General features: G+C 63.9%; 15 protein-coding genes, 1 pseudogene and 1 riboswitch. Of the genes and pseudogenes, 4 read left to right on the top strand and 12 right to left on the bottom strand.

Translation table 11 applies throughout. From position 1 onward, the window contains the following. Positions 1-201 precede the first annotated feature (201 nt). Positions 202-915, top strand: coding sequence for a metal-dependent transcriptional regulator (locus tag HX613_RS15915; protein WP_235346208.1), 714 nt, complete (start codon positions 202-204; stop codon positions 913-915). Here the strand turns inward: HX613_RS15915 and HX613_RS15910 are convergent. The 7 genes and pseudogenes from HX613_RS15910 to HX613_RS15880 all read right to left on the bottom strand — a co-directional run bounded on the left by HX613_RS15910 (position 907) and on the right by HX613_RS15880 (position 8113). Then, positions 907-1329 carry a hypothetical protein gene (locus tag HX613_RS15910; RefSeq protein ID WP_235346207.1) on the bottom strand — a complete coding sequence of 141 codons (423 nt, stop codon included), beginning with the start codon at positions 1327-1329 and terminating at the stop codon, positions 907-909. The two genes, HX613_RS15915 and HX613_RS15910, sit on opposite strands and share 9 nt — an antisense overlap. 33 nt (positions 1330-1362) lie before the next feature. Continuing rightward, positions 1363-1474, bottom strand: a riboswitch (SAM riboswitch). A 138-nt stretch (positions 1475-1612) separates the two neighbouring features. Then, positions 1613-3121 (bottom strand): inorganic phosphate transporter, encoded by a 1509-nt coding sequence (locus HX613_RS15905; RefSeq protein ID WP_235346206.1) that lies wholly within the window; start codon positions 3119-3121, stop codon positions 1613-1615. Between the two features lie 667 nt (positions 3122-3788). After that, positions 3789-4547: pseudogene (erm, locus tag HX613_RS15900) on the bottom strand (23S ribosomal RNA methyltransferase Erm); the annotation flags it as partial. A gap of 393 nt (positions 4548-4940) precedes the next feature. After that, a complete protein-coding gene (locus HX613_RS15895) occupies positions 4941-5537 on the bottom strand; it encodes an HdeD family acid-resistance protein (protein WP_235346204.1) in 597 nt (198 codons plus the stop codon). Between the two features lie 57 nt (positions 5538-5594). Then, complete coding sequence (locus tag HX613_RS15890) at positions 5595-6623, bottom strand: slipin family protein (protein WP_235346203.1); 1029 nt, start codon at positions 6621-6623, stop codon at positions 5595-5597. 120 nt (positions 6624-6743) lie between these two features. After that, on the bottom strand, positions 6744-7544 hold the full coding sequence (locus HX613_RS15885; RefSeq protein ID WP_235346202.1) for a glutamate racemase: 801 nt from the start codon (positions 7542-7544) through the stop codon (positions 6744-6746). After that, positions 7541-8113 (bottom strand): HAD domain-containing protein, encoded by a 573-nt coding sequence (locus tag HX613_RS15880; protein WP_235346201.1) that lies wholly within the window; start codon positions 8111-8113, stop codon positions 7541-7543. The genes HX613_RS15885 and HX613_RS15880 overlap by 4 nt, the downstream gene beginning before the upstream one ends. Positions 8114-8206: 93 nt before the next feature. On the opposite strand from HX613_RS15880, the gene HX613_RS15875 reads away from it, so the two are divergent. After that, positions 8207-8950: a helix-turn-helix domain-containing protein gene (locus HX613_RS15875; protein ID WP_235346200.1), complete on the top strand. Its 744-nt coding sequence runs from the start codon at positions 8207-8209 to the stop codon at positions 8948-8950. Here the strand turns inward: HX613_RS15875 and HX613_RS15870 are convergent. Continuing rightward, positions 8933-9349 carry a VOC family protein gene (locus HX613_RS15870; protein ID WP_235346199.1) on the bottom strand — a complete coding sequence of 139 codons (417 nt, stop codon included), beginning with the start codon at positions 9347-9349 and terminating at the stop codon, positions 8933-8935. The genes HX613_RS15875 and HX613_RS15870 overlap by 18 nt on opposite strands. Before the next feature lie 34 nt (positions 9350-9383). On the opposite strand from HX613_RS15870, the gene HX613_RS15865 reads away from it, so the two are divergent. Next, the gene (locus HX613_RS15865) at positions 9384-10163 is read left to right on the top strand and encodes a 4a-hydroxytetrahydrobiopterin dehydratase (protein ID WP_235346198.1); all 780 of its coding nucleotides are present in this window, start codon (positions 9384-9386) and stop codon (positions 10161-10163) included. Positions 10164-10167: 4 nt separating this feature from the next. Here the strand turns inward: HX613_RS15865 and HX613_RS15860 are convergent, their stop codons facing one another. Beyond that, positions 10168-10563: an acyl-CoA thioesterase gene (locus tag HX613_RS15860; protein ID WP_235346197.1), complete on the bottom strand. Its 396-nt coding sequence runs from the start codon at positions 10561-10563 to the stop codon at positions 10168-10170. Positions 10564-10717: 154 nt separating this feature from the next. On the opposite strand from HX613_RS15860, the gene HX613_RS15855 reads away from it, so the two are divergent. Further along, a complete protein-coding gene (locus HX613_RS15855) occupies positions 10718-11872 on the top strand; it encodes a CaiB/BaiF CoA transferase family protein (RefSeq protein WP_235346196.1) in 1155 nt (384 codons plus the stop codon). 19 nt (positions 11873-11891) lie between these two features. Here the strand turns inward: HX613_RS15855 and HX613_RS15850 are convergent, their stop codons facing one another. Genes HX613_RS15850 through HX613_RS15840 form a run of 3 tightly spaced genes read right to left on the bottom strand, consistent with a single transcriptional unit; the run spans position 11892 to position 16237 of the window. After that, positions 11892-12914, bottom strand: coding sequence for an electron transfer flavoprotein subunit alpha/FixB family protein (locus tag HX613_RS15850; protein ID WP_235346195.1), 1023 nt, complete (start codon positions 12912-12914; stop codon positions 11892-11894). After that, on the bottom strand, positions 12911-13720 hold the full coding sequence (locus HX613_RS15845) for an electron transfer flavoprotein subunit beta/FixA family protein (RefSeq protein ID WP_235346194.1): 810 nt from the start codon (positions 13718-13720) through the stop codon (positions 12911-12913). The genes HX613_RS15850 and HX613_RS15845 overlap by 4 nt, the downstream gene beginning before the upstream one ends. Positions 13721-13723: 3 nt before the next feature. Beyond that, positions 13724-16237 carry a GcvT family protein gene (locus tag HX613_RS15840; RefSeq protein WP_235346193.1) on the bottom strand — a complete coding sequence of 838 codons (2514 nt, stop codon included), beginning with the start codon at positions 16235-16237 and terminating at the stop codon, positions 13724-13726. Positions 16238-16239: the final 2 nt, after the last annotated feature.

The raw sequence follows: 16239 nt of genomic DNA, 5'->3' as shown, positions 1-16239 counted from the left end.
TCGTGTCGGCGCAAGAGCCGGACTTGACCTGAGCCGAAGGTCAGACTCGGGCCCGAGCTTTGGCCAGGGCCGGTGGTGATGGTGCGGCCGAGGTGCATGGTCATCGTCGTCTTCTCCGCTGGGTCTGCTCAGGTCTCACCCTCGACTGTAGACGAGGACCGAATCTGTTGGCGGTCCCGGCACATCGGCTACGCTGAGCGCATGCGTGCAGGCGAAGTGTCCGAGGTCAGCCAGGACTATCTCAAGGCGATCTGGTCGGCCCAGGAATGGGGCGGGACACCGATGACTGCCACCGAGCTGGCGAATCGCTTCGGCACCACCAAGGCCAACGTCACCGAGGTGCTCAAACGTCTCGACGAGCTCGGGCTCATCGTCCGCGTGCCCTATCGCCCTCCGGTGCTGACCTCGAAGGGGGAGACGATAGCGCTATCGATGGTGCGCAGGCATCGCCTGCTCGAAACGTTCCTCGTCGAATCCTTGGGCTATGGCTGGGACGAGGTCCACGATGAGGCGGAGATCCTCGAACATGCGGCCTCGGATCGGCTTGTCGATCGCATCGACGCGTTCCTCGGCCGTCCCCAGGCCGATCCTCACGGGGACCCGATCCCCGGCCCCGACGGGAAGATCGAGTCCCATGATTCCTCGCTCCTCCTCGCTGAGGCTGGCCCCGGGTCCTACACGGTCATCCGGGTCTCGGACGCGGATCCCTCAGTCCTTGCCCACCTCGCCGAGGTGGGGGTGCGCCCGGGTGCACGCCTCGACGTCACCGAGAGAGAAGGCAGCGGAGCTGTCTCGATTTCGGTGTTCAGCGAACCTCTCGAATCGAAGCAGTCCGGAGCAGGACAGAGCGACGTGAAACGCATAGACGTGGACCGTCCGGTCGCCTCGGCGGTGTATCTGAAGGCATCAGGTTGATGTCGCGAACAGGAGCACCAGTTCGGCCGCTGTCCCCGGTGAGGGACCATCATTGAGCACCAGCCGCGGCCACTCTTGCCAGAGCTCGGCTTCGAACGGGACGCCCGGAAACTGGTTGCGGTGGGTGACCTGGCGATGGTGCGGATGCGACCTGAAGGAATTCGGATCGATCGCATGGAGCACTGCGAATAGTGAGTGGTAGAGGATCGGTGTGAAACCACAGTCGCGTGCCTGATCGGCCGTCCGAGCCCAACCAGGTGCCGCGACCGGAGTTCCTCTCCTGATCGCCGCCGACATCTGAGCCTTGATGCTGGCTGGCAGGGGGTCAGGAGAATGGTGGAGGATTACACGGCTCCATTCGAGGGCTTCTGTTTCGGAGAATCCCGGCCAGCGCTCCGCTGCCTCGTGAGACACGGTGACACTCGTTTCTCGGGCAGCATGCGCCCGGATCGAATCTTGCCAACGCCATGTGGCGCTGACCCGCTCTATCCCTGGGGCACCCGGTCGATGACGGGTTGCCGCGTGGCCGGCCAGGTACCGATGGCCACGACTCGTGAACGTGTGAATGATTCTATCGGCAGAGGCTGACACGGATGTCAGGAGCGGAACCGTCGGTGTCGATAACCCCACCGGTCGGTGAATGAGACAGTCGCCTCGGCTGCCCGCTGCGCAGGCCGCCGAGGCGACTATCGGAGAGTCAGCCGAAGAGCGTACGCAAGGTGAGGACGCTGATGGCACCGATGCTCGCGGCGGCCGGCAGGGTGATGACCCAAGCCATGGCGATCGGCTTCATCAGCTTCCAGTTCGCCGATCGGTTGACCAGACCTACGCCGATGATCGCACCGATGAGGATATGGGTGGAAGAGACGGGCAGACCGCTGACTGAAGCTGCCATCACGACGGCCGCGGCAGCGAGCTCGGCGGCGAAGCCGGATGCAGGGTGGATCTCCGTGAGTTTGGTCCCGACCGTGGCGATGACCTTGCGGCCGATGAACCAGAGGCCGGCAACGAGGGCGATCCCGCAGGTGAGCATGGCGGCGAAGGGGACGGATGCCTCGGAGCTGATGTTGCCGGTCTTGAGCACGTCGAGGACTGCGGCGAAGGGCCCGATCGCGTTCGCAATGTCGTTGGAGCCATGGCTGAAGGCGAACGCCGAGGCGGTGAACACCTGCATCCAGGAGAAGAGGACGTAGGTCGCACGGGGAACTGTCTGCTTGCGCAGGGTCTTGGCGAAGACGAATACTGCCATCCACACGGCGAGGCCGATCATCGCCATGATGAGGGTGCCTCCGACGGCGCCGACTGCAACGTCGAGATTCTTCAGGCCCTTGAACAGGAGCATTGCGGTGAGGATGACGGCACCGCCTGCGGCGATGAGCGGAACCCAACGTTGGAGTGTGGAGTGCGAACCGACCGACTGATCGGCCGAAGCCGTGGTATCGGGATCGCGCTCAAGGTCCAGTCCGGCGTCTGCAGCGTGGCTGCTCTCGCCGGTGGGAGCCAGCATGTGGGGTTTCAGGGTCTTTGACAGGGCATCGCCGAGGACGTACTTCTTGATCGCCCCGTAGATGAGGAAGGCGACGAGTGCGCCGAGCGCGGGGGAGAGGACCCACGAGATAGCGATCATGCCGACCTCTGACCACTGCACCATGGCGAAGCCTCCGGTGCCGGTGACGAAGCCGATGGTCAGGGAGGCGCCGATGATGCCGCCGATGATCGAGTGCGTGGTCGAGACCGGCCAGCCCATGCGAGTGGCGATCAGCAGCCACACTGCCGCACCGAGGAGGGCGGCCATCATGATGTAGACGAACTCCATCGGGTCGAGGGAGACGGCACCCAGGTCGACGATTCCGCTCTTGATGGTGTCAGTGACATCGCCGCCGGCCAGCAGCGCACCGCTGACCTCGAAGACAGCCGCAACAAGGAGCGCCTGCTTCATCGTCAGGGTGCCTGCACCAACCGAGGTGCCGAAGGCGTTCGCCACATCGTTGCCTCCGATGTTGAAGGCCATGAACGCACCGAAGATGACCGTCGTGATCAGCACCATGCGCGGTGCGCCCTGGCTGACATAGCCGAATGACCACAAGGTGAAGGCGATGAGAGTGATCGCGAGCAGCAGGCCGAAGGCCAGGTGCCAGCGACGATCATTGCTGCGGCCGACGGTCTGCGTCGGTGTGAAGGTCTCTGGTGCCAGAGCCTGGGTCATGCGCGTCTCCTAGCGAGGATCATGAGATGTATTTCCAGCTGTCTCCCATGATTCGCACTCTGGATGTCCGCAAGGTTAAGGGGTTGATGAATGGAAGATGAACACACTCAGCCCCTCCGGCGAACAGGAGGTGCACAATAGCCGTAGTTTATCTTGTGTTTACGTGAAGTTCCAGGTCAGATGGTATGCAGTCGCCATCTGATCCGAGCTCAGTGAGTATGTCTGCCGAGCGGAATTCTGGTTGTGATGATGGACACGCGGGCACGATTGGCTCGTGCCCGCGTGTGGTGGGACCGTCAACTGTCAGTCGTCAGCCTTGGCGCCGTGGCAGATTCCACCGCGGCTGGGGCTGGGACGGCTTGCCGTGCTGCGGCATGAAACCGCGCTCGGCCTGCAGGTGTCCCTTATCGTGGCTCTTCGTCTTGGCCTCAGGGTCGACTCCCGGTATCTGGGCCTCGAGCTTCTGTGCCGCCTGGTCGGCGCCGACGATGGGAATCTCGCCCGTGATCACCGGCTTCTCGGCAATCACGGGGATCTCTCCTGTTCCGGCCGCGACGCTGGGGCTCTTGTGTCCTTTGTCGTTTCGCATGGTGTTTCCCTTCTTCTGTGATTTCCTGCTCTGCTTCTGTGCAGCTGATGGGTTCTTCGCAGTACTTGTCTCGGTCGTGCCGAGGGCCGAATACAGTCCGGCCCACTGTTCTGGTTTGAGGTCCCGTGGCAAGGTGTCTCCTCTGACGTCGTTGCGGTCCATGGTCGATTGCAGCGTGGTGCGGTCAGTGAGGTTCATTGTCGTAAGGATTCCTTTCATCCCACGTCCGCGTCCGGTGAAGGCCGTGCGGACGAATTGTTGGTAGTCCGACCTGTGCCGGTCCGGCACGAGGCTGCTTGCCAGGCGATCGATGGTGAGGATGCCGCCGTCGACGCTGGGCTTCGGTGTGAAGGCGTGGGCAGGTACGCGTTCGATGAGTCGGAAGTCGAACCACGGTGCCCATTGGGCGGTCATCATGGTCGATCCGCCGACGCCGGCGCGTTTGCGGGCCACTTCCCATTGGGTGAGCAGAATGGCGTTCTGCCATTTCCTGGCGCGCAGGAGTCTGCGCAGAATGGGTGTGGTCAGGTGGAAGGGCAGGCTGCCGACGATCACGGGCTGGTCGAGCCTGGACCTCAGGACATCTGCGTGTCTGACCTGGGCGCGCGGGAATGAGTGTTCAAGGTGACTGATCCTCGTTTCGTCGAGTTCCACGAGCGTGAGCGGTCTGCCGAGCGGGTACAGCCGAGCAGTCACCGCACCGGTGCCGGGCCCGATCTCCAGAATGGAACCGGTGGTGGCGCGGGTGAGGTTCGCGATCGTGTTGAGGGCTGAGGGTGAACGCAGGAAGTTCTGGCCGAGTTCGTGTCGGCCGCCGAATGATGAATGAGGTCGCATGGGCGCGCTCCGGAAGTGAAGAAGGGAGCACCCAAGGCAGCGCAATGCGCAAAGACGTGTGTCAGAGAATTGCGGCTTCGCCCCGGATGCTGATGTCTGTCCGGGTCGACAACGCGCTGCTACAGATCCTGCTCGATCGGTTCGGCGGCGACCAGTCCATCAATGGACCGGTGACGCCGAGACTTCGATGAGGTCAGTGGATCACAGGAAGTGAATCGAGCGCGCTGTCAGGCGCGGCGATTGCGAATGTAGAAGCTCAGCGCTGTCGTTGCGCTGCGATTTAATGTTCCCATGGTCAATAAGCTAGCACGGAGCCTTGCCATTGATCCAGAGTTCGAGTCGAATTCGACCGAAACCGGGACGAGTGGCTGAACTCGCCGAGGTGGCCGAGACCTATTCGATGATCTCGCCGCTGATGACGTCGCCGCCACCATCCTCAGGCGGCCTGCGGTGCGGATCCTGGCGAATCGTCTGAGCGGTCTTGCGCAGACGCCACCCGAGGGTGACCAGGCCGATGCCGACGACGACGATGAAGCCCGCGAGGGTGAAGATCAGTGCGGTGATGCCAGCACCCGGGGCCAAGAGGAAGAATCCGCCGAGGATGATGCCGGCGACGCCGATGGCCGTCAACAGCCACCACATGCGCACCCCGATGCGGCGAATGAACAGCGAGGCGGTGACTGCGAGGAAGCTGAAGAAGATGACCGCGAATCCGGTCAGTATGGTGACGAAGGATGCGAACAACATGGGCGAGAAGAAGATGAGCGCGCCCAGCAGAATCAACAGGACGGAGCGAGCCACCAGACTTCCCGAACGTGTGCCCTTCGGCGCCAGGACGAAGGATGAAACGGCGATGACGGCCAGCCAGATGGCGAAGATGCGCACGACCACCTCGGCGCTGGTGCCAGGCCAAACCACCATCAGCAATCCGACGAGAATCGCGATGACGCCATTGACGATGACTGATCTGCTGGTGCGTTTCAAGTCCATGACTCAAGCCTAGTCACTCGGGATGGAAGCTCGCTGAGCACAGCAGATCACAGCACATCATGCAGGCGTCTTTTTGTCGTTCGCGGCTGTGCTCCCCGAGGTGGCCGTGTCGTTTTCCATGCCAGGCAGCTTGATCGATGCGGGCAGGTGCATCGTCTCGTTCAGCCTCATCGAATCGGAGAGGGCACGGACCATCCCGCTGAGATCGTCCGACGAATGTTCTGTGTCCTTGGCCACGAAGGTGGCGCTCAGCGAGGAGTTCGTCGCCGCGCCGGTGGGCTCGCCACTCGACGTCCCCGCGGGGACGTCCTCGGCTGAGGTTGACGCCGGCTTCGGGGTGTTCCCCTCGAGGAAACGAAGCAGCTCGACCGGGAAGGGCAGAACCAGTGTCGAATTCTTCTCGGAGGCGACTTCGACGATCGTCTGGAGCAGACGCAGCTGCAGAGCTGCGGGCGTATCCGCCATCGCACTTGCGGCCTGGGCGAGCTTGTTCGAGGCCTGGAACTCACCGTCGGCGATGATCACGCGTGAACGACGCTCACGTTCGGCCTCTGCCTGGCGCGACATCGATCGCTTCATCGACTCCGGCAGGGCCACGTCCTTGATCTCGACTCGGTCGATGTGGACACCCCAGTCCACGGCAGGGTTGTCGATCATGATGGCCAGACCCTGATTGAGCCGCTCTCGGTTCGTGAGCAGATCATCGAGATCGCTCTGGCCGATGATCGAGCGCAGAGACGTCTGTGCCACCTGTCCGACGGCGAGCTGGTAGTTCTCGACATCGACGATGGCACGCCTGGGATCGACGACCTTGAAGTAGATGACCGCATCAACCCGGACGGTGACATTGTCACGGGTGATGCCTTCCTGGGCGGGGATCGGCATGGTGATGATCTGCAGGCTGACCTTCTCCAGCTTGTCCACGAATGGGATGATGGCCGTCATGCCGGGCCGCTTGGGTTCCTCGGTGACTCGACCCAGGCGGAACACGACACCGCGCTCGTACTGTTTGACGATCTTCAGACTGTTTCCGAGGCCGATGGCACCGAGCACGATCAGACCGAAGATGAGAATTAGGAAGAACATCGAACCGCCTCCTCAGACGATTGCCTGTCCTTTCAGATTAACCCCGTTGCGGCAAAAAAGACCCGGAGCGGCGACAATGCCGAGCCGACTCTCGGTGACGGTTCAAGGAGTCGCGAACCATCAGGACGCTGCTGTCGCGATTCGCTCTCGCGCCAGCAGTCGTTTGCCGGCGGGATAGGCATCCAGTGACTGGGGCAGGCGCACGAGTCGACCGGAGGCATAGGTGGCGATGACCTCGCCGGTGTCGGGCTGATTCGGGCTCACACCGTGGGCCTCGACTCCGACCCTGCGCAGAGTCTGCTTCGCCACCGGAATGGGGGAGTCGAAGAGTGTGATCGCACCGGCCCGGGCGGCCATGATCCGGTCGGCGACCAGACCGTAATGGGTGCACCCGAGCACGATGGTCTCCATGCCGGGATCCATCTGGTTCAGGGCTGCGTCGATCGCGGAATCGATCGTGGCGATGTCAGCCTCATTGATCGCCTCGGCGAGGCCCGGGCATGCCACCTTGGACACCGTCACCTCGGCGGCGAAGGTGTCGATGAGGTTCTGCTGATAGTCGCTGCCCGTCGTGGCTGGGGTCGCCCAGATGGCGAAGTCCTGCCCGGTCCCGGCCGCCATCTTCACGGCCGGCACGGTGCCGATGACGGGAATGTCGGGTTCGTAGCGGGCGCGTACGGCCTCGAGGGCTTGGACGGAGGCGGTGTTGCAGGCGATGACGATCGCATCGGGCTCCCACTCGGCGAGCACCGCGGCGGAGTTCAGGGCCCTGGCTTCAAGTGCTTCCGGGCTGAGGCTGCCGTAGGGGGTGAAGTCCGGGTCCATGGCCAGGATCAGATCCGCGTGCGGAGCCAGGTGGAACAGTGCATCGGCGGTGCCGAGCAGCCCGAGTCCGGAATCGAGCAGACCGATACGCGTCATGAATCCTCTTTCGGGTAGGCAAATTCCTTGATCTCCTTCAGGTGCGCCTTCGTCAGGCCCTGCGCGAACTCAGGAGCAATGAGCTTGAGCCGGTTCGCCGGATAGTGCTCGACGAAGTAGTCGTGCGTGGCCGGTGCCGCAAGATCGTCATCGATCCAGACGGCCCGACCATGTTCGTGCTCCGCGAGCCAGTCCTCTATCGCACGCGCCTTCCACCACAGGTGCGGATCGTTGGCGTGGCGGTTGTGAGATTCATCGGGCATCTCAATGACCTCGAAGGAGTTGCGCAGACCGAACTTCGGCTCCAGCTCCGTTTTGCACCGCTTAGACCAGGTGGAGAGCCACACGACGTCGACATCGTGGGTTTCGACGAGATGGTCGAAGAACGCGATCACCGCAGGCTTATAGTGCAGTTCGTAGTGCCAGGCCTGCAGCTTCCTGCGTCCCTCGGTCATGATGCGCAGTTTGGGCACCGGGTACGAGTTGAGCACTCCGTCGACGTCGAGGAAGACAGTGACATGCCGTGCCTGCCGACGTGCTGATGTCGGCGAAGGGGATGCAGCTGCCATTGTTCCTTCCTGGGGAGTCTCGTACCGGCTAGTCTGAGAACAGACGGCGTCGGCCTGGGACGGGCTGATGAGTTCCAAGAATACCGCTCGAAAGTGAAGAAGGACGAGCACCCCATGTACACGGAGATGCGCATCCCCAGGCTCCGCGCTTCGCTGTGGACCTCGGCCCCCGACGCCCACCCGATATCGGCCCTCGCCGAGGTGGCTGTGAGCGTCCCGCCCGAGCCTTCCCTCATCGTGCCCGACGGCTGCATGGATCTCATCGTCATCGATTCCAGCGTCGTCGTCGCCGGAGCAGACTCCACCGCACGAGCCTTCCGAACTACACCGACGAGAGGTGCAGTGGAGCCGGTCGTGGGTCTGCGCTTCGACCCCGGAGTGCTCCCGCAGCTGCTGACCACCTCGGCGGCCGAGCTCGCCGACAGGGTGACCCCTCTCGACGCTGTGGTGACTGCAGGCAGTCGCGCAACCGTCCCCGAACCCGGACCTGGTGTCGGGCAGAGGCGGCTGTTGGACATCGGCGAGACGCTGACGGCTCGGGCCGACATCGATTCGACGCCGCTTGAGCTGGCGGGTCTGCTCGGCGTGCGTGATGAATCACCGGCGCCGGACATCGCCGAGGTGGCCGCACAGTTCGCATACTCACCCAGACAGCTGCGGAGGCTGTCTTCCGAATGGTTCGGCTACGGACCCAAACACCTGTCGAAGGTCCTTCGCTGGCAGGCCGCACGGGCACTCATCGACGCAGGCTCCACCCGCACAGCGGCCGCAACGGCAACGGGTTACGCCGATGCGGCCCATCTGTGGAGAGACGAGAAGTCACTGCTGGGCCGGTGAACCCAATGCTGCGAAGAGGTCGACATAGTTGTCGTCGGGATCGGAGACCACGGCGTACCGCTGGCCCCAGAACGCATCCCAAGGTTCGTGGACGACTCCGGCCACGGGATCTGAACCGGCACCACCGGCAGTGAGCTGGACAAATGTCGTATCAACCGCCTCGGCGGTGGAACAGTCGAAGGCCAGGGACATCTTGTGTCCACCGGTCGGCCAGGTCCATCCGGGATCGATGCTGAGCATGACCGCCTCAGTGTCGAGGAGCAGGCGGAGGCTGCCCGAGGAGAACTCCGTGTGCGGAGCATCCGCGCCGCCGTCGACGAGGTCGAGGCCGAGCGAGGAGTAGAACTGCACTGCTGCGGACATGTCTGCGGTGATGATTGAGATCGCGTCGAGTTTCATGTTCTCAGGCTATGGGCACCAGGTCCGGTCGAGCATGAACAGAACGGCCATCTTCCCGCAGAGGCAGCATTCCTCCGATAGCGTGACTCCTGCGACCAAACGCAATCACGCATCACGGGAGGAGCGAGTTGTGGGACACGATGGCGTTCTCACCAGTTCGCAGATCTTCGACGCTGACGTCGAGGACTGGCGGCAGTTGGCAGGGCCGATCAGGGCCAGATACAGAACCGACGAATTCGGCCAAGGTCTTGCCTTCGTCAACGCGGTCGGGGAGGCGGCAGAACTGTCGAACCATGCCCCCGACATCACTCTCACGAAGATCGGTGTCACCGTGACTGTGGGCAGTCACGACGTCGGCGGTGTGACCGAACGGGATATCACTCTCGCTCGAAAGATCAGCACGATCGCCGCTGAATCGGGCCTGACTGCTGACACCGCAAGCCTGATGCAGGCCGAATTCGCTCTCGACACGAGTTCAAGTGATCGAGTGTCTGACTTCTACGCGGCACTCCTCGGCGGTGAACCTGCGGGAGTGCATGCGGGTGGTGATCTCGTCGATCCAACTGGTCAGGTGAATACGCTGTTGTGGTGGCAGAGGCCACGAGACGACGGCCAGTTCCCTCTGCCGGAGTCAGCCGTCCCGCAGAGTTGGCATCTCGATGTCTGGGTGAGCCATGACGAGGCCGAAGGACGGATTGCTGCAGCGCTCGCTGCGGGCGGCCACCTCGTCAGCGACACAGCTGCTCCGTCCTATTGGGTTCTAGAGGACCCCGACGGCAACCGAGCCTGCATCTGCGCGCCGATGGTCGGCTGAGTGATCACCCGGCGAGGTATTCCTCGAGGATGCTGCGGATGCCCTCGGGGATCGGCGAGGGCCTGCCGGTCTTCCGGTCAATGTGGACGAGGACGACGTCGGAGTTGAACACCTTCTGGCCGCTTTGGTCACCGCGGGTGTGGACGGTGAATGAGGAGTTGCCGATCCTCTTGATGGTCACCGTCATTGTGAGTTCGGGGCCGTACATGACGGGGAGCAGGTAGTCGATCGACTGGTTGGCGACGAGCATGCCACCGCCGGTCATGCTTCCGGCCTTGGCCTCGTGGAGCCACCTGATGCGGCCTTCCTCGATGAGGGTGATCATGCGCGCGTTGTTCACGTGGCCGAGCATGTCCTGATCGGACCAGCGCACCTCTGGGGAATACTCGAATGTCTTCACGGACAACCTTTCGACTCATCTGCTTCGGAGACTCTCCATCTCCGACTATGGGACGTTACCAGGGTGGCCGGACGGTCCTGATCACCGGGACCTCTTATCGTCGGGTGCGGCCCTGCCGCCTCTTCGGACCTGATCGATCGTTCTATAGTGGAACATGATTGATCGACGAAAGGAAATCATGGCAGTGCTCAAAGGCGTGCGCGTTCTCGACCTCGGCGGAATCGGCCCCGGCCCCTTCGCCGCAATGATGTTGGCAGACATGGGCGCCGAGGTGATCCGCCTTGATCCACCGAAGACGGCCGGCCAGCCCATGAACCCTGTTCTCGACCGCGGCAAGAGGTCGATGACCGCAGACTTCAAGTCCGAAGCCGGCATCGAACTCGCCCGGTCCCTGGCGGCGAAGTCCGACATCGTCATCGAAGGCTTCCGCCCAGGCGCCGCGGAACGCTTGGGCCTCGGCCCCGACGATCTCCACGCGCTCAATCCTGCCCTCGTCTACGGCCGTATCACCGGCTACGGTCAGGACGGGCCGAAGTCGCAGAAGGCCGGCCACGACCTCGGATACATCGCCTCGACAGGACTGCTCAACCAGCTCGGCCGCGCCGACGGACCGCCGCAGTTCCCCGCGAACCTGATCGGCGACTTCGGCGGTGGCGGAATGCTCCTCGTCGTCGGCGTCCTCGGCGCACTCAACAGTGCACGCACCACCGGCATCGGCAGCGTTGTCGACACCGCCATGATCGACGGCGCCAACCTCCTGTATTCGATGATGCACGGCTTTGCCGAGATGGGGATGTGGCGCCACGATGCACGCGGGCGCAACCTCCTGGATTCCGGAGCACCGTTCTACGATGTCTATCCCACCGCCGATGACAGGTACGTGTCCGTTGCCTGCATCGAACCGGCCTTCTTCGCCGAATTCGTGCGCACTCTCGACATCGAGGACCGCCTGCCCGAACCGCTGGGCGAGATCAACCATTGGCAGCCGAAGCACTGGCCCGTCATGCGGCCAGTCTTCGCCGAGGCGCTCGCCTCACGCACCTTGGCCGAACTCGAAGAGCTCTTCACCGGTCGCGATGCCTGCGTCGAACCGGTCCGCACCATGGCCGAGGCGAAGACCGATCCCCATAACCAGCACCGCGGACTCTTCTACACCGATGAGGCCGGAATCGAGCAACCCGCACCGGCACCGAGGTTCGGCCAGGCAACCGCCCCCACCTCAACTGGCGCGGCCAGTGCAGGCCAACCTCGGCGGGCACCGGTCATCGGTGCCGACACCGACGCGGTGATCGCCGAATTGGGACTGTGAGCGAGCTCAGGCACTGAGGTCAGCCGCGGCGGCTCCGGATCTCCTCATTGACGGCCCCGACAACCTCGTGGAGGTCTCCGATGATTGCGTAGTCGGCACGCTGGACCATCGTCGACTCCTCATCGGTGTTGATCGCGATGAGCGTCTTCGCACCCTCGATGCCGGCCATGTGCTGGATCGCGCCGGAGATTCCACAGGCAATGTAGACGTCGGGTGTGATCCGACTGCCGGTCTGGCCGACCTGCTCGGAATGCGGTCGCCAGCCCAGACCCGTGACCACACGAGAGACACCCAGTGCCCCGCCGAGGTGGTCGACGAGTTCGAGGACCTCGCCGAATCCGTTCTCCGAACCGACCCCGCGACCAGCACCGACGACGGCTCGGGCCTGGGTCAGGCCCGAGGTGTCATTGTCAGCGGCGGTCTCGACCTCGGTGCGGACAACGCGGGTACGCAGATCCTCGGCCGCTGATTCCGGGGAGTGTGTGAGGATCTCCGGTGTCGTCGGTGTTGTCTCTTCGGGATTGCAGGCGTGACCGGCGAGGGTGAGAACCTGCAGGTCACCGTCGAGCTGAAGACGTTCGAACGCTGCCCCACCGAGCACCTGCCGCAGCAGTCCCTCCTCATCGGCGGCCACAACATTGGCCGCCATCCGCTCCCCGGTCCTCATCGCCACATGGGTCATGAGCTCCATGCCCCGCGGCGTTCCCGAGGCCAGAACCGCCCCGGTCTCCGGCGCGATGTCGACGATCGCCTGCGCCCATGCAGGAGCCGAATACGCCTCGAGATCAGCAGACTCGAGGTGGTGGATCCGACTCACGCCGAGGCGGCTTAGCTCCCCGACGGCCTCCTCGCTCAGCGGCCCCACCACGACCGCCTCCGTACTACCCGACGGCGGCGCAGCCACCTCGCGCGAGGTATCAGGGGCGCCGTCGGGTAGTTGGGGGAGGAGGGCTGAGGCGTTCGTGCGGGCGAAGGTGAGCGCCTCGGCCGACGTCAGCGCCACCTCGCCGTTCTCATCGGTTTCGACGAATACGAGAGTCATGACCTGATCACTCCGATCTCTTCCAGAACGTCGACCAGGGCCCCAGCTGCATCTGGGCCCTCGCCGAGGATGGTGACCTCATTCGCCGTGTCCGGTGGCAGCTCGAGGCCGATGCGCGGATTTCCGGCGCCCGGTTCGGGTGCCACATATTCGGCGATGCGAGCCTTCTTCGCCTTCATCCGTCCGGTGATCGAGGGATAGCGCGGGTCGACGCCGCCCTCCTGGACCGCGATGACGGCGGGCAGTTCGAGAGAGAAGATCTCTGTTCCGGCCGGCCCGATCCCGCGTGCCTCGATAGACCCACCAGCTGAGCTGCCGGAACTGTCTGAGTCGGAACCCGCGCTCGCACTCAGCGTCTGGATCCCCGTCAGCACCGGGTATTCGAGGTCGTAGGCCAGGCGGATGGGAACCTGGAAGTCGCCGGTGTCGGCGGCATCATTGCCCAGCAGCACAAGATCGAAGCTCTGGCCCCCTTCGGCGCGGTCGCGGATGACGTCGCCGATGATCTGGGCGATGTCCTCGGGCCCGAACGCACCCGGATCCTCGGTTTCGATGAGGATTCCGTCGTTGGCGCCCACGCCCACGGCCGCGCGCAGCTGTTCGACCGCCTCGGCGGGGCCCAAGGTCAGTACCGTGACCTTGCCGCCGGTGGCTGCGGCCGTCTGGATGGCCAGCTCCACCGCGCATTCCTCATGCGCCGAGGCGGTGTGGCCCAGGCCGGAGTCGTCGATGTCCGTGCCTGAGGCGTCGAGCGTGATCTGGCCAGAGATGTCGGGGATGCGTTTGATGCAGACGAGGATGTCCATCGTCTACCTCCTGATGCTCTCGTTGCTGGGATCGAACAGCGGGGTGGCGTCGATCGAGGCCACCGTCACGGGGTAGGCCTCCTCCATGTAGACGACGATGAGCTGGTTGCCCAGGACCGCCTCGGCGGGAGGAAGGAAGGCCATGAGCACATGCTTGCCGAGGCTCGGGGCCGACCCCGCCGAGGTGACGAAGGCGTGGTGCCCGTGCCCGTCGATGAGCGGCTGCCCGTCTTCTGATCGGATGGGTTCCCCACCGAGCATGTAGCGCTTCTCGCCGCTGGCGCTCGTGTGATCATCGACCGTGAGCGAGCACAGGATCGCCTTCGGGTCCTCCTCGCGGTGGCGCAGGTGGGCGTCGCGGCCGACGAAGCTCTGCGACTTCACCTTCGGCCGGGCCATGCCGACCTCGATGACACTGCGCTCGGAGTCGAGTTCGGCACCGAAGGCGCGATAGCCCTTCTCGATGCGACCGGTCGTGCCGTAGACGCCGAGTCCCACCGGCACGAGGCCCTTTTCTGTCCCGGCCTCGGTGAGGACGTCCCAGAGTCTGAGTCCGGATTCCATGGGGATGTAGAGCTCCCAACCCAGATCGCCGACGTAGGAGATGCGGGAGGCCAGGACCTGCAGCGAGCCGACTTCGATGGTCCGGGCTGTGCCGAACTTGAAGCCTTCGTGGGAGACATCTGCGTTCGTGACCTGGGAGAGGATGTCGCGTGCTCGTGGTCCCCAGAGGCCGATCGTCGTCCACGATGAGGTGAGCTCGGCGATCTGGGCACCCGTCTCCTGGAGCCGATCGGCGAACCATTTGACGTCGACCATGCCGTGGGCAGCGCCCGTGACGACCCGGAATCGGTCGTGGGCCAGTCGCATGATGGTCAGGTCCGAGCGGAACCCGCCGGTCTCGTCGAGGACCGGGGTGTAGACGACTCGACCGATGCTCACGTCCATCTGGGCCAGCACGATGGATTGGACGGCATCGAGGGCTGCAGGTCCGAATACGTCGAAGATGACGAAGCTTGAGAGGTCGACGAGTCCTGCGCGTTCGCGCAGTGCGAGGTGTTCGGCATTGATGATCGGTGACCACCAGCGCGAGTCCCATTCGGCGGTGCGGTCCATGACGCGCTCGCCGAATTCCTCGAGCAGCGGTGAATTCGATGCGTACCACTGGGGGCGTTCCCAGCCGGCGACTTCGAAGAAGACGGCGCCGAGTTCCTTCTCGCGTTCGTGCATGGGGGAGAGTCGGACGTTGCGATCGGAGTTCCACTGCTCGCCTGGGTGGACGATGCCGTAGGTCTTGATGAAGGCTTCCGAGGTGCGGGCCTGCACATGTGCGCGGGTGCGCTGGTGTGGGTGGAAGCGGGCGATGTCAGCGCCCTGGACATCGACTTCCGGACATCCGTTCGTCATCCACTCGGCCACGGCCCGACCCACGCCCGGACCTTCCTTGACCCACACCGCTGCCGCCGACCACAAGCCCTTGACCTCAGGCGATTCGCCGAGGATGGGTGCACCGTCGGGGGTCAGGGACAGGAGGCCGTTGATCGCGTAGCGGATCTCGACGTCGGGGTTGGACAGGACATCGGGCATGAGTTCGAGGGCCTGTTCGAGCTGCGGGTCGAAATCGTCGTCGGTGAAGGGCATCTCCGTGGGAGAGAGCTTCGCGGCCTCGATCGATGGGATCTCGTCGGGTTCGTGAAGAATCGCCCGGTGAGCGTAGGAGCCGATCTCCATGTCCGATCCGTGCTGGCGTTCGTAGCAGAAGGTGTCCATATCGCGCACGATGGGGAAGGAGATCTCACCCGTCTGCTCGGCCAATTGCGGAACCGGGCCCACGCTGATCATCTGGTGCACCGCCGGAGTCAGCGGGATCGCGGCACCGGCCATGGCCGCGATGCGCGGACTCCAGACTCCGCAGGCGATGAGGATCTTATCTGTCTCGATCGGGCCCTTGGTCGTGTGGACGCGTGCGATCGCCCCGTTCTCGACGTCGATGCCGGTCACCTCGGTGTTCGGTGACACCGTGAGCGCGCCCTTGTTCTGCGCGGATTCGCGCATCATCGTGCCCGCCCCCACGGAGTCGACGACGCCGACAGTCGGTGTCCAGAAAGCACCGACGATGACTGACGGGTCGAGGAAGGGGACCTTCTCTACGACTTCTTCGGGGGTGACCAGGTGGGATTCGATGCCCCAGGCCTTCGCCGAGGCCATCCTGCGTCTCAGCTCCTGCATGCGCTCTTGGGTGCGGGCGACTTCGAAGCCGCCGGACTGCGTGAAGACGCCGAGTTCCTTGTACTGGCGCACGCTGTCGAGGGTGAGGTCCGTGATCTCACGAGAGTGGTCGACCGGGAAGATGAAGTTCGAGGCGTGTCCGGTCGAGCCGCCCGGGTTGGGCAGCGGGCCCTTGTCGACCTGGACGATGTCTCTCCATCCGAGCTCGGCCAGATGGTGGACGAGGCTGTTGCCGACGATGCCTGCACCGACGACAACGACACTGGCCTGGGTGGGAATGGAAGCCATAG

The sequence above is a fragment of the Brevibacterium sp. UCMA 11754 genome (assembly GCF_021532275.1).
Classification (GTDB): domain Bacteria; phylum Actinomycetota; class Actinomycetes; order Actinomycetales; family Brevibacteriaceae; genus Brevibacterium.
The sequence above is the reverse complement of the archived record's forward strand: the minus strand, read 5'-3'. Positions and strand labels throughout refer to the sequence as shown.